The organism is Runella sp., from assembly GCF_965279615.1.
Lineage (GTDB): Bacteria > Bacteroidota > Bacteroidia > Cytophagales > Spirosomataceae > Runella.
The window spans coordinates 3,114,831-3,128,658 of the sequence record NZ_OZ257252.1 but is presented as its reverse complement, the minus strand read 5'-3'; the positions used below and the strand labels follow the sequence as shown (position 1 = coordinate 3,128,658).

The following is a 13,828-nucleotide window of genomic DNA, read 5'->3' as shown; positions in this document are numbered from 1 at the left end:
AAAATAAACAGCTATGAATGGATTAAAACTTGGGTTGGCTTCAATGGCGAGTGTTATAGCCGGCCCTTACCAATCACTGCCCGAAGTACAGGGATTGTTTATTTCACACCTCGAAAATACGTTGGGAACGTCGTTGGATCTAAAGATTGTAGCACGCTCTTATACTGCGGCTCGACAAACTGAAAAGGTTATTTTAGCAGAAATAGAACGCCTTAATACTATTCTCAGCAGTTATATTCCCACCAGCGAATTCAGTCGCTGGTGGGCTTTCCCAAAAGAAACCATTCCTGTTTCTGATAATCTTTGGGCCGTTTTAAATGAATTTACAGAATGGCATGGGAAAACAAACGGAGCCATTAATGCCGCTGCTGAAGGTATAAATCAACTTTGGCAACGTGCCGCTCAAACGCAAATTCTCCCTTCGGAAGCAGAAAGGCTGGCCGCTGTTTTGATCGCCAATCAGCCTCATTGGATACTTGATCCCGCCAACCGGACGGCTACCCGTGTCAGCCAATCCCCTTTACGGCTGCATTCGTTTGCTAAAAGTTATATTTTAGAGCGTGCGGCAGAAGCAGCACTGAAAAATGCTGACGTTGACGCTGTCGTTCTCAATAGCGGGGGCGATCTGGTGATACGCGGTAATTGGACAGAATCGGTTGCCGTTACAAATCCCAATGACAATGCCGAGAATGCAGTACCTCTAACGTGGCTTGCCATCCGGGATCGTGCAGTCGCAACGAGCGGAAACTACCGCAGAGGCGTATGGGTGAATAATACATGGTACTCGCATATTGTTGATCCTCGGACAGCATTGCCCGCTCAGGATGTTATCAGTGCTACTGTAGTACATCCCGACGCTGTTACAGCAGGAGCTTTGGCTACGGCATTTAACGTGCTTGCACCTTTTGAAAGTAGGAAGTTGGCGGCTACTATTCCGCAGACAGACTATCTCATTGTCACGAAAGAAGGTCAATCATTTACGAGTCCGGGGTGGAATGAACTTTCAACGCCTGCGGCTTCATATACTTCGGTAAAAACGGCGCAAATTTTGTCAATGACAAACACCAAAGATAAAGTTTGGAATGCTAATCAGGAATTGCTTGTTTCGTTTGAACTCAGCCAATTTGAAGGTCGTTCTCATCGTCCTTTTGTAGCGGTATGGATTGAAGACCAAAATCACGTTCCCGTTCGTCAATTGGCGATTTGGTATAACAAGCCCCGCTGGCTTCCTGAATTGCGCACTTGGTATACAATCCAACGCAATGCCGGATTGAATACTGCTTCCATTGCCGGAGCCACTCGTTCGGCAGGTAACTATTCATTGGTGTGGGACGGCAAAGACGATCAGGGGCAATACGTAAAGCAAGGAAAGTATACCATCAATATTGAAGCTGCCCGTGAGCATGGCACGTATCAATTGATACGGCAGGAAATGGATTTTAACGGAAAACCGAAACAGCAAACTCTTAATGGAAACACCGAAATCGCCGCCGCAGCCTTGGACTACCGTGAGAAAGGAAGCAACCGCTAAGGGACAATCACAGCCTTCTAATGGGAACTCAATACGGCAGCCTAAAATGTCGGCAGTGGCCCGGTGGCTTCATTTATACCTCTCTATGTTCAGTTTTGTGCTGGTATTATTTTTTGCAGTAACCGGCCTGACCCTCAACCACGCTGATTGGTTTGATGATGCTTCTGTTACGGCTGAATACAAAGGCCAATTGCGCGCTGAATGGGTCAACGTTGCTGATACGTCGAAGATTAATAAATTGGCAATTGTTGAATACTTACGGGCAACTCATAATTTAAAAGGAGCCATGAGTGATTTTCGTATTGACCTTGCAGAATGCTCGATTTCTTTTCGGGGGCCGGGGTATACCGCTGACGGGTTCATTAATCGAACAACCGGCTCTTATCAACTGACTGAGACCCGTATGGGTTTGGTGGCTGTGATAAATGATCTGCATAAAGGACGCGATACAGGGAAAAACTGGTCGTTGGTCATTGATGCTTCTGCCATTTTTATGACGCTGGTGTCTGCAACCGGCCTGCTTCTTTTGCTTTTTTTGAAAAAGCGCCGAACAGGCGGACTGGTATGGTCGGTCATAGGACTTGTCATTTGTGGGCTATTGTATATGTTTTTTGTGTAGCCTCTTACAAAGCAGGCCTCGAGCTGTTTTCAAAATAGACTCAAAAATGCCTTGATTATTAGCAATAAAGAAAAATCAGGCTTGACAAAACATAAGTAGATAGATAATAGTGAGAAAGTCAAACGGCGGGCAATATGTCTGCCGTTTGCTTTTTGTCTCAAAAAGAGACAAACGCTTATTTTGAAATTCTCTAAATTAAAGGATATGCCATTTTATGCGCAACATGAGCCAACACATTGACGTAATAGAGGATAACAAACATTTAAATAGTACGATCGGACATGAACAGGTATCAATTTTTGAAATCAATGGGTTTTCGAGGGGCAGCTTTGATGGCGGTCATGTCTTCGTGCATTCGGGAAGAGGATACATACATCAACGCACTGGTAGAAAAGCCAACAGATACCGCCACCACTCCTGTAGCAACTAATCCCGTTACGACAACACCAAGTACAACGACGGATCTGAGTACCATTAAAAATCCATTATTGACCCTCGATCTTAGCGCCACAGCCAATGCAAGTCTCAAAACGGTAGGCGGCTATGTGGCTAAGAGTGGCATTGTGGTAGCGTTGACAAGTGCGGGCAATTACGCTGCTGTGACGCAGACGTGCAGTCACGAACCTAAAAAGAAAATTATTTTTAACAAGACCGAGTTTTACTGCACCGATCACGGCGCTCGGTTTGATCTGACGGGAAAAGGCCTGAACAGTTTCGGCAGCAAAGGGCTCACGGTCTATAAAGTGGCCGTCAGCGGCACCACCCTCGTAGTGTATAGCTAAGTTTGAGATGAAATTCTAACCTAAATTATAAGACAATAGTGAAAACAATCATTTCTCTTTTTATTGCCGGTCTGTTATTCAGCGCGCCACAATGGGGTGGTAATTTTGAAAAAGCAAAGGCAGAAGCTGCCCAAAACAATAAATACATTCTGTTAAATTTTTGTGGATCAGATTGGTGCGGCCCCTGTATAAAGCTCAAAAAAGACATTTTTGAATCCGAAGATTTTCAGCAATACGCCGAAGGACATTTGGTATTGGTTCGGGCCGATTTTCCGCGACAAAAAAAGAATCAACTGGAAACTGCCCAAACCGCACACAACGAAGCACTGGCTGAAAAATACAATCCACAGGGTAAATTTCCTTTTACGCTTTTGTTGGATGCCAATGGAAAAGTACTGAAAGAGTGGGAAGGGTATCCTAAAACACTCAATACATTGGCGTTTGTGCATGATATAGCCTTGGTTGCCAATGCCGGAAAGTGAGTTGACGGTGATGCCGCAATTGTATCAAAGAGTACTTAGGTTGATGGGCAACCGCTTTGAAATCAGTGTAGTATCGGAAGATGAGGCATGGGCCGAAGCAAGGATTGATGATGCCGTGGCTGAGATTCAACGTATTGAAGCATTGTTGACCACGTTCAGCGACAATAGCCAAACCAATCAAATCAACGCGCAGGCGGGTATAAAACCTGTAAAAGTAAATCGTGAAGTATTTGAGTTGATCCGGCGCTCGATTCGCATCTCTGAACTGACGCAGGGGGCTTTTGACATTACATATGGCTCCATTGATAAAAGCCTTTGGAATTTTGATACGCACATGACATCTCTGCCTGATGCCCAAACTGCCCGGCAGATGGTGCGACTTATTAATTACCGAAATGTGGTGTTGAACGATGCTGACGGAAGCGTTTTCCTAAAAGAGAAAGGAATGCGGATAGGCTTTGGCGGGATCGGTAAAGGTTATGCGGCGGAAATGGCCAAAAGACTATTACTGCAAAAAGGCGTCAAGAGCGGTATCGTCAATGCCTCAGGGGATTTGACCACGTGGGGAAATCAACCCAACGGACAGCCCTGGACGATTGGCATTGCAGATCCCAACGCCAAAAATCAGCCGTTCTCGTATATGAATATCAGCAATATAGCTGTCGCTACCTCGGGCAATTACGAAAAATATGCACTCATCAACGGGAAGAAATATTCCCATACCATCGACCCTAAAACGGGCCTGCCTGTATCGGGTATCAAAAGTGTGACCATCCTCTCTCCCAATGCCGAAATCGCTGATGCCATGGCGACGCCCGTCACGGTCATGGGCGTACGGGTAGGCTTGGATCTGATCAATCAAATGCAGGGAATGGCCTGTATCATCATTGATGATAATGACCGCGTTTTTACTTCAAAAAACATTAAAATCGGCTAAGAAGTCACGCTGAAAGCTTCTAATTAGAACAGGTAAATAATAAAACTATGAATAAAATCGTGAAAAAAGGATTGCTCGCTTTGTCGGGAGCAATTGCTATGTCTTCCTGTGTTACGGTAAAGGAATATCAAAAAAGCCGTATCAATGACTCTGAGATGGAGTTGTCGGCCCGCAAATCCGAAAAATTTGAACAGAGTTTTTATCTCTACCGAGAAGGTGCATCGGGAGCAAACGGCGGCAAAAGCGGGGGCGGTTGCGGATGTAATTAATATCCTTTGTCGTGCTGTAAGCACCTATAACTTCTCTTTTTATTCTTATCTAACCTAAATGAAAAAAATCGTGTTAACCGTTGGATTGTTGGCAGGGCTGCTGAAAGGTGCTTATGCTCAAACAAACAACGATAAAGAGGCTTACGAAAAACGTAAACTCAAGATTGAAGAGGTAAACTTAGTATCAAGTTATTACGGCCAAGACGGCAATAACTCGGCCGTAACGGGAGGGATCGGTACTGAAAAGTTGGGTGATTTTGCGAATTCGATTGATTTGAAATTATCATTCATTGATCGAAAAAGTCGCCAACATTTTATCAATGCTGATTTTAACATTGACCATTACACCTCTGCCTCTTCTGATAACATTGACCCACTGACGGTTTCTTCGGCGTCGCGCAGCGATACGCACGTTTACCCTTCATTGTCATGGAGCATGAAAGACGATGCTACGCATACTACAAGAGGGGTAAGTTATTCGTATTCAACAGAGTATGATTATCAGTCTCACGGATTTAACGTCAATTTTGCGAAACTCTCCAAAGACAATAACCGTGAATTCAGCCTTAAAGCCGGTGCGTTTTTTGATACCTGGACGGCAATATTGCCCTCTGAACTTCGCCCTGCGGGCTATGGTTCGGCCGCTGAAGGTGACCGTGACCCGGTCGCTTACAAACCTCGGAATTCGTACAATCTATCGCTAACGCTGTCGCAGGTGATCAATAAACGGCTGCAACTGTTGTTTACTGTTGAACCGGCGTTGCAGCAGGGACTATTGAGCACGCCTTATCACCGCGTCTATTTTACCGATGGTTCGCATACGGTCGAAAAACTGCCCGGAACCCGCATGAAGCTACCCATTGGAGTAAGGGCAAGTTATTTTCTGGGTGATAAAGTTATCCTGCGCGGATTTTATCGTTTCTACGCCGATGATTGGGGAATGGTCGCACACAGCGCCAACGTAGAAGTATCCTATAAAGTGACTCCTTTTGTGTCGCTCAGTCCCTTTTATCGTTTTCATCATCAAAGCGCTGTGCGTTATTTCAAAGCATACGGCAAGCAAAGCCCCACGGCTGCGTACTATACGAGCGATTACGATATTTCAGGCTTTACAAGTCATTTTGTAGGAGCCGGTGTCCGACTTGCGCCGCCCGGTGGGCTATTTGGTATCAAACAGTGGAATACCGTCGAATTTCGCTACGGGCACTATATTCGCAGTACCGGTATGATAGGAAACAGTGTGACACTGGCAATGAAATTGAAATAGGCCGGCGTCAGAGTTAACGTCGGCGGCTCCAAGCCTCGCCGACGTTTTATTTTTCACTAATCCCCCAAAATTACAAACTCATTCTGCTTTTTTCAGCGTTTGTTTGATGAATTGACTTTTGAAAATTATCTCAAAACTTTTTTAGGAGGCAAAGCTTTTACTTTGCTCTTTTTGTTTTTCAGAAAATCGCTAAATGCCTTATCATCATTATTATTGGTTGGCTCTACTGAACTGTTTATCATTAAATCAGCCTTGTGTAATTTTTGGAAGTTAGGAGTATTTTTCACCTGAGAAATTTTGATAAGATGCTCTAAACCAAACCCAGATTGTGTTGTAACTATTTGCTCAGATTTTGAACTTCTAAATCAATGTAAGGCTCAAGTACATTCTCGGCTATGTATAGCTTGTTGAAGATAAAGGCAGCATAGTAAACCATGTCTAAATCGGTATCAATGATTTTTCGATTAAATTTTAGTATATCAGGCGGAGCTACTTCCCTAAACCATCTATTGAACAAGATATTTCGAGCTCTTGCCTGATTATCAAGACTGTCGCAAATATATAATAACACAGAATCGGGGTAGATATCCGAAAAATCTTTCAATACTTTCAAAATAGTTGTCCTGATTCTGTCATCAAAAACAGAAGTGCGATTACCTACAGGGTAGAAGCTAAACTCGAAAGACTGGTAGCCTAATTCGTAAAAAGCAGTATGTTTTTCAAAAACTATCCTGTATTCTATACCTGCGTCGGTTATAAATAGGAGACCGTTTGAGAATGGCTCAATGTTATAGGGGACTAACAAACTCAATACCTCGGCTGGTTGTAAGTTCTGACAAATCTTTTCCTTGTTTGATATACTCGCGTATAAGCCTTTTATCCTCTATCTTTTTTCTGATAAAAGACTCTGCTTTGGAGCTTGCCTTAACGGGTTGAGCATCAGGGCTATCGGAATTTACAACAATAATCATGACTACTGTTTGGCTTTTGTTTTGGCTATTCAAAGATAAGAACGAAATCATCAAAAAAAAATTCGTATTCCCACTAATCCCCAAAAAATATAAACTCATTCTGCTTTTTTCAGCGTTTGTCTGATTCCCCTTAGCCGCGCCGACTTCACACCATAGCTTTGCATCAACATCCATGAAAACTGATGAAAAAGCTATTCTTTACGTTTCTTCTTTCTCCACTCTTCGTCTTGGCGCAAACCGTGATCAAGGGCAAAGTGACCAACCGGAAGGGTGGGGTAATGATTGGGGCAAATGTCTTTATTAAAGGTAGTTATGACGGTGCTTCCACCGATGCTGACGGAAATTTTTCGTTTAAAACTTCCAAAAAAGATACTATAACGATTTCGGCCTCTAATTTGGGTTATGAGAATTTCGAGCAAAAAGTAATCTTAACTTCAGCTTCGTTTGAGATCATGATTAAGCTTAAAGAAGCCATGAATGAGCTCAATACCGTGACCATCACGGCAGGCACTTTCGAGGCGTCAGACAGCAAAAAGATGGTGTTGCTTAAACCCATGGACATCGTCACAACGGCGGGCGGTGGCGCTGATATTACCGCCGTGATGCAGTTTTTGCCGGGGGCGAACCGCGTCGGCGAACAGGAAGGACTTTTTGTGCGCGGCGGTTCAGCCAACGAAACCAAGACGGTAATTGACGGAATGATCGTTCAAAATCCATTCTTCAGCAGCACGCCCGACGTGCCGCAACGCGGCCGCTTTACGCCTTTTATGTTCAAAGGCACTGCCTTCAGCACCGGCGGCTATTCAGCCCAATACGGGCAGGCGCTTTCGTCGGTTCTTTTGTTGCAAACGCAGGATAAAACCACCGATAAAAGCGGCTGGAATTTGGGCGCAAACCTCGCGGGCGTATCGGCTACATATACCCACAAAGGCAGTATTACGGGCTCGCTCAATTATACCAATTTGCAGCCTTTGTTTAACATTATTAAATCCAATATAAACTGGGAGAAAGTGCCGCAGGGCGTTGGAGCTTCGTTGACAATTAACGAAAATCCTACGAAAAACAGCACGCTGAAAGTATACGGGACATTTTCTGATAATCAGTCTATTATCTCGTTTCCGTCGTATGAAGAGATAGGCAGCAATTATCGGTTCGATATGCGCAACAGGAATCTGTTCACCAATGGCAGTTATCAGGTGAACTTTGACGAAGGCCGCTGGATTCTGCAAACGGGACTTTCGTACAGTCATAATGTTGATAAAATTAAGATCGATACCAACGATGGCGACCGACTCGACGAGCGCAGCCAAGTTCGGGCAGTATTGACGCGACTGTTTGGCAAGGAGAATCGTAATTCTATTTTGTTCGGTACAGAATTTCATTCGATTCATACCGAGAATATTTACAACGGATACACCTCTAAATTAACCGATAATTACACCGCTGCATTCGCAGAAACGGAGCTGTATCTTACTCCAAAACTGGCAGGAAGATTAGGCATTCGTGGTGAATATACGAGTGTAATTGACAAAGCAAACGTGGCTCCACGACTTTCGTTGGCTTACAAAACGGGCCAATACAGCCAAGTATCGCTGGCGGCAGGACAGTTTTATCAAACACCTGAAAAGAACTATTTATACCTGAACCAAAAGCTGGATTTTGAATTGGCTAACCATTTGATTCTGAATTACCAGATCATCAAAAATGATCGCACTTTCCGCATCGAAACCTTTAAGAAAGACTATAAAAGTTTAGTGTCGGAAAAAACATCGTTCTATGACCCTAATCCATACCGTTTTCCAACAGGATTGACCAACAACAACGGCTCAGGTTATGCCCAAGGATTTGATGTGTTTTTCAGAGATAAGAAGACGGTGAAAAATGGTGACTTCTGGGTGACATACTCGTTTCTCGATACCAAACGTCTGTTTAGGAATTACAGCGTTGAATCCATGCCAACGTTTGCCTCTAAGCACAATTGGAGTATTGTTTACAAACAGTTTTTGACTAAGATCAACACCAACGTCGGCATTACCTATACTCACACGAGTCCACGCCCGATTTATGCTTATGGCACGACAAACTTTAAACCTGAATACGCCAAAACTTTTGACAATCTGAGTTTGGCTGCGAGCTACATTACGACCATCAAAGGCAACTTCATGGTATTCTATGCCACGCTCGATAACGTTTTAGGTAGAAAAAATGTCTTTGGTTATCGCTATTCTGCCGATGGGAAGCAGCGCTTTGAAGTCATTCCACCGGCCTATCGCACCATTTTCTTTGGCGTATCCATCAACCTTTCGAGCGGATTGGCGAAGCCTAAAGAGAGCAATTTAGATATTTAACCCCAACCCCCGGTGAGGGAAGGGGAGTTCACGACCATTGCTGTTCCCGATTTGCAATCGGGAACGAGACTGCGGCGGATTTACAATCCGCATTATAAACATAACTTATTCAAAATCAATAATAATATCACGTAACAACAATGAAACAAAACATCCTTTTATTCCTTGCCTTGGTAGGCATTCAAACCGTAGCTTCGGCTCAAAATCCCGAATACGTGAAAGCTATGGAAGAAGTGGTTACTAAAATTCAGACGGCTGCCTTTGAAGAAGATTTAACGCCGCAGGCTAATCTGCTCGAAAGAATTGCAGCGGCTGAGCCCAAAGAATGGCTGCCTAACTATTGGGCAGCGTACTGCTACACCATGAGATCATTGTCGGAACCCATAGCCGACAAAAAAGATGTAGTGCTCGAAAAAGCGGAAAAATTGATTGCTTCTGCCGAAAAACTATCGCCCAATAACGACGAAATTGAAGTGATGAAAGCCACTATTGCCGGTGCGCGATTGGCCGTTGACCCACAGAATCGTTGGCAGAAATACGGACAGATTTCGGAAGAAGCATTGGCGGCGGCAAAAAAAATAAGTCCCGAAAATCCACGCGCCAAACTATTGGAAGCACAAAGCATTTTTTACACGCCCGAAGCCTACGGTGGCGGTAAAAAGAAATCGGAACCGCTTTTAAAAGAAGCACTTGAGAAATTCGCTAAATTCAAACCTGTATCTACGATTCATCCCAATTGGGGTTTGAGCGTAACGCAGTATATGTTGTCGCAGATATAATTTTCGATTTATAATAAACAAAATGGAACAGACAATTGCTAAAATAGGCTTTGCCGAAGTCACACAGGAAACGCAGCGCTTCATTAATAGAAATTGGTTGATCGTTGGAATCCTGAATCTCGTGGCTGCGATAGGACGATTTGTGCAGGAAGGTGGTACCGGAAGAATTTCTGCCGAGGCTTTTCTTACGTTAGAAATTGCCGTTGAATTGTCGCGGATTCTGTTGGTGCTGTTGGTGATAGGAAATGGCTCAGTTGCTAATGGTTTTCGTGCTGTCATTTCTGTTTTCAGAATGAAACGCGCTGATTGGAAGCAGGTTTGGAATAATGTGCGAACCAACGTAGCATGGAACAAGATCACGCTTTCCATCAACTTTATCATCTTCATGGTCATTGGAACCGCTGCCAACATAAGCATTGATCTGTTCACACATTTGTTCCTGTTGGAGTGGCTCAAATCCCATGATCTTTTGGTGGTAACCGCTTCTCAATGGCCTGTGATCTTATTTCTCAAAAATATTTCCATCATTCCTTTTACGCTCGTTTTTGAATGCGTATTGGTGTTAATTTTAATCGGTAAACTAAAGCCATGATGACTGCAAAAGTGGAAACGCCAACGACAGATGTACCAACGAAACTCCTGACGTATGCTGCCGAGAACCTCAAAAATTTTCGATTGGATGCCTTTTCAGGCCCTTCCGAAATTATTGGGTGGGAAAAAAACGAAGTGAGAATAGAGATCAGAGTGACGATCCGGCGCTGGAGTACGTTGTTTCTGGTAGAAGAGCCACTTTCCGAATTGGACTGGGACGATGATACACTGGAAGTATTTCGTAACGATGAAACGTTGTCGCTTAACTCAAAACCCAATTATGGAAGTTGGACCAACTGGCTGAATTTCCCCAAGGTTGCATTTAAAATTTACCTGCCGGAAGTAATCAACACGCATATACATCACTTATTTGGCGGAGATATCACGCTCCAAAATCTGAACGGCCGGCACCAACTCAATACGATGGGTGGAAATATCCGCCTGGAATCCATTGTGGGGGAGATACGGGGAAAAACAATGGGTGGCAATATAAATGTATTGGCCTGTGATGCAGTGGCCGATGTGTCAACCTTCGGAGGCAATGTATTTATTGAGCATTGCAAAGGGGAAGTGAAAGTCTCAACCAAAGGAGGCAACATCAAAATTCAGCGGTGCAATGGCAAGATCTATACCGATACCTGGGGCGGAAGTATTAAAGCGTATGATTGCGCAGGAGACCTAAAGTGTTATACATCAGGAGGTAATATCAGTTTTGAAGGAATTCAGGGTAACCTTGGCGCTTCCACCAAAGGAGGAAATATCAAAGCGACCGTGAAAGCCATCAACGACTATTTTTGGTTGGAAACGAGCGGAGGAAATATCCGCGTAAGCCTGCCGCTCAATCAGGGAATGCAACTGGATGTGAAAGGATCGAGCATTAAAACACCGCCTTTGCCGGGGTTTGTCGGTAAGAAAAAAACGCATCGACTCAGCGGCCAATTGAATGGCGGAGGAGCGAGCGTAAACCTTAAAACGCAGGGCGGAAATATAACCATAAGCCAATACGAAGAAAAAAAAAATGAAGACGATTTTGTAGAAGAGCCGCGTCCGCGTATTCCTATTCCTTCCATTAAAAATTGGAATTGGCAAACTACAACGATCCCTACCCTTTTTTATTCGTTTTTTATATTGATCGTTTTTGTGTACGGGCTAAACAGCGTTTTCTATTTTTCGCTGGAATTGATGAACCCCGATTCCTCCGAAAATGCGCAGAATACAGCCCTGTTTTTGGTAAATATCAGTACAGGTTTTGCCTGCTTTATTTCAATCACGGTTTTTACCACTTTCATTGAAAAAAGGCTTCATCATAAATGGCAAAAAAACGTAGCACTGATACTGCTTACTTACATTTGTGTTCGCCTGATTCATTTATTTCAGTGGCATTTCTACGTATATTTTCCTGACAATCAAGCTTTCTGGCCGCATTATTGGAGAATATTGGATTATAATGTCCGGAATATTTATAACAGTAACAGTTCACTGTTATTTGCCTTCATTCCCTTGATAGCGGTATCGGCATACTATTATTTTTGGGAAAAATCGAGGCATTTTACCCGTAAGATTTCGGAGCAGGAATACCAATTGCTGAATCTGGAAAAACTGAAAACCAAGGCTCAGCTCAACGCATTGGAAGCGCGGATCAATCCGCATTTTTTGTATAATTCCCTGAATAGTATTGCCGGACTCGTACATCAGGACCCCGACAAAGCCGAAGAAATGACGATTCAATTATCCAAACTTTTTCGGTATACCACCGGTCGTAACGAAGGCCATTGTCATTCTGTCGCCGAAGAATTGGAAGTAGTTAAATCGTATTTAGCTATTGAACAGATGCGTTTTGGCGCTCGATTGCAATTTACGATTGAGGTAGGTCCCAATTTGATGGAAGTGAAAATTCCGCGATTTTTGTTGCAACCCATTGTCGAAAATGCCATCAAGCACGGAATTTCACAGATGTTGGAAAATGGTAAGATCGAAATTAAAATTGAACAAAAAGAAGATACTGTACAGTTTGTGATTCACGACAACGGCCCCGCGTTTAAAGAAGACGTAGGCGGCGGTTATGGGTTGAGAAGTATCAGAGATAAATTGAACCTGTTTTACGGCGAAAAAGCCTCGCTTCAGGTACAAAACAATGACTACAAAGCAGTGCTTATCAGCATTCCGATGTCGTATGATTTGATCGAATTTACGTAACTGTTAGACTTTTGAAAGACCATGTATAAAACCATATTGATCGACGACGAACAGATAGCCCTTGGACGGCTGAAAAGATTGCTGTCCAATTTTGAGGATATGTTCGAAATTGTGGCCGAAGCGGCAAACGGCCACGAAGGAATTCAGAAAATCGAATCATTAAAACCCGATCTTATCTTTCTGGATATTGAGATGCCGCTCATGACGGGCTTCGAAATGTTGTCGCGGCTCACCTATATGCCATTGGTGGTGTTTGTGACGGCTTATGACCAATACGCTATCAAAGCGTTTGAAGAAAATTCGATTGATTATTTGCTGAAACCCGTTGAAAAAGAACGACTTTTCAAAACGGTTGAAAAGCTGAGATCCCTTAAACCCGAACAGGAAAAATCACTGACGCACGAAAGCCTGCTTCAATTGATCCATCAAATGAATCCTAAAAAGGAAATTCATTCCATTTCGGTAAAAAGCGGAGAGCGGATTTTGTTTATTCCGTTGGCCGATATCAGCTTTTTTCAGGCGGAAGATAAATACGTATTGCTCAATACCGCTGATAGTCGGCAATACATCATGAATTATACCATCAGCAGCTTGGAAGAAAAGCTTCCGTCAAGCTTTATTCGGATCAGCCGTTCTACGATTGTCAATACCATTCGGATCAAGGAAATGGAGCGCTATTTTACGGGGAAATACATGGTTGTAATGAACGACCAAAAACAATCGAAGATTGAGTCAGGTACTACTTATCAGGAGAATCTGAAACGGTTGATGGAGATTTGATACATAAACTTGAAATCATTTATAGTTCAAATTGCTGAAAACCTCTTTTGTAAGAGCAATATGTTGTCAAAAAAACTGCCCCATAGGGGCTACCTGTTTGTAGCATCAAAATTTAACATTCATTGGTGTAAATTTGCTCCGTAGGAGTAACCCAATCGTTCGAAAGTAAATCAAAACGGGCATCTGCAAGTACTCTAAGGAAGATTTGCAGATGCCCATTTTTAGTATTAGTTAACATAAAAGAGCAAATCAAAAATTGTATTGAACAGTCATTTA

General features: G+C 43.3%; 15 protein-coding genes. 12 read left to right on the top strand and 3 right to left on the bottom strand.

The genetic code is table 11. The annotated features are described in order from the left end of the window. Positions 1–13: 13 nt before the first annotated feature. The 7 genes from ACQY73_RS13355 to ACQY73_RS13325 all read left to right on the top strand — a co-directional run bounded on the left by ACQY73_RS13355 (position 14) and on the right by ACQY73_RS13325 (position 5,887). Entirely contained in the window at positions 14–1,531 is a 1,518-nt protein-coding gene (locus ACQY73_RS13355) for a DUF2271 domain-containing protein (protein WP_428666735.1), read from the top strand. Further along, complete coding sequence (locus ACQY73_RS13350) at positions 1,470–2,150, top strand: PepSY-associated TM helix domain-containing protein (RefSeq protein WP_428666732.1); 681 nt, start codon at positions 1,470–1,472, stop codon at positions 2,148–2,150. The genes ACQY73_RS13355 and ACQY73_RS13350 overlap by 62 nt, the downstream gene beginning before the upstream one ends. Positions 2,151–2,431: 281 nt before the next feature. After that, on the top strand, positions 2,432–2,932 hold the full coding sequence (locus ACQY73_RS13345) for a Rieske (2Fe-2S) protein (RefSeq protein WP_428666729.1): 501 nt from the start codon (positions 2,432–2,434) through the stop codon (positions 2,930–2,932). A gap of 38 nt (positions 2,933–2,970) precedes the next feature. Continuing rightward, positions 2,971–3,414: a thioredoxin family protein gene (locus ACQY73_RS13340; RefSeq protein WP_428666726.1), complete on the top strand. Its 444-nt coding sequence runs from the start codon at positions 2,971–2,973 to the stop codon at positions 3,412–3,414. Then, positions 3,401–4,351: an FAD:protein FMN transferase gene (locus ACQY73_RS13335; protein WP_428666723.1), complete on the top strand. Its 951-nt coding sequence runs from the start codon at positions 3,401–3,403 to the stop codon at positions 4,349–4,351. Before ACQY73_RS13340 ends, ACQY73_RS13335 begins: the two co-directional genes overlap by 14 nt. Positions 4,352–4,398: 47 nt before the next feature. Further along, a complete protein-coding gene (locus tag ACQY73_RS13330; protein WP_428666720.1) occupies positions 4,399–4,620 on the top strand; it encodes a DUF4266 domain-containing protein in 222 nt (73 codons plus the stop codon). Positions 4,621–4,678: 58 nt separating this feature from the next. Beyond that, complete coding sequence (locus tag ACQY73_RS13325; protein WP_428666717.1) at positions 4,679–5,887, top strand: DUF3570 domain-containing protein; 1,209 nt, start codon at positions 4,679–4,681, stop codon at positions 5,885–5,887. A gap of 125 nt (positions 5,888–6,012) precedes the next feature. Here the strand turns inward: ACQY73_RS13325 and ACQY73_RS13320 are convergent, their stop codons facing one another. Genes ACQY73_RS13320 through ACQY73_RS13310 form a run of 3 tightly spaced genes read right to left on the bottom strand, consistent with a single transcriptional unit; the run spans position 6,013 to position 7,032 of the window. Next, a complete protein-coding gene (locus ACQY73_RS13320; protein WP_428666714.1) occupies positions 6,013–6,174 on the bottom strand; it encodes a hypothetical protein in 162 nt (53 codons plus the stop codon). 50 nt (positions 6,175–6,224) lie between these two features. After that, positions 6,225–6,698, bottom strand: a complete 474-nt coding sequence (locus tag ACQY73_RS13315; protein WP_428666711.1) for a DUF6169 family protein — start codon at positions 6,696–6,698, stop codon at positions 6,225–6,227. Continuing rightward, complete coding sequence (locus tag ACQY73_RS13310; protein WP_428666708.1) at positions 6,676–7,032, bottom strand: hypothetical protein; 357 nt, start codon at positions 7,030–7,032, stop codon at positions 6,676–6,678. The genes ACQY73_RS13315 and ACQY73_RS13310 overlap by 23 nt, the downstream gene beginning before the upstream one ends. Before the next feature lie 8 nt (positions 7,033–7,040). Between ACQY73_RS13310 and ACQY73_RS13305 the strand changes: the two genes are divergently transcribed. The 5 genes from ACQY73_RS13305 (at position 7,041) to ACQY73_RS13285 (ending at position 13,552) form a co-directional block, all read left to right on the top strand. Next, positions 7,041–9,206 carry a TonB-dependent receptor gene (locus tag ACQY73_RS13305; RefSeq protein WP_428666706.1) on the top strand — a complete coding sequence of 722 codons (2,166 nt, stop codon included), beginning with the start codon at positions 7,041–7,043 and terminating at the stop codon, positions 9,204–9,206. A 140-nt stretch (positions 9,207–9,346) separates the two neighbouring features. Then, positions 9,347–9,985, top strand: coding sequence for a hypothetical protein (locus ACQY73_RS13300; RefSeq protein ID WP_428666704.1), 639 nt, complete (start codon positions 9,347–9,349; stop codon positions 9,983–9,985). Positions 9,986–10,007: 22 nt separating this feature from the next. Next, on the top strand, positions 10,008–10,577 hold the full coding sequence (locus ACQY73_RS13295) for a hypothetical protein (protein ID WP_428666701.1): 570 nt from the start codon (positions 10,008–10,010) through the stop codon (positions 10,575–10,577). After that, the gene (locus ACQY73_RS13290) at positions 10,574–12,772 is read left to right on the top strand and encodes a histidine kinase (RefSeq protein WP_428666698.1); all 2,199 of its coding nucleotides are present in this window, start codon (positions 10,574–10,576) and stop codon (positions 12,770–12,772) included. Before ACQY73_RS13295 ends, ACQY73_RS13290 begins: the two co-directional genes overlap by 4 nt. A gap of 21 nt (positions 12,773–12,793) precedes the next feature. Next, positions 12,794–13,552 (top strand): LytR/AlgR family response regulator transcription factor, encoded by a 759-nt coding sequence (locus tag ACQY73_RS13285; protein ID WP_428666695.1) that lies wholly within the window; start codon positions 12,794–12,796, stop codon positions 13,550–13,552. Positions 13,553–13,828 lie beyond the last annotated feature (276 nt).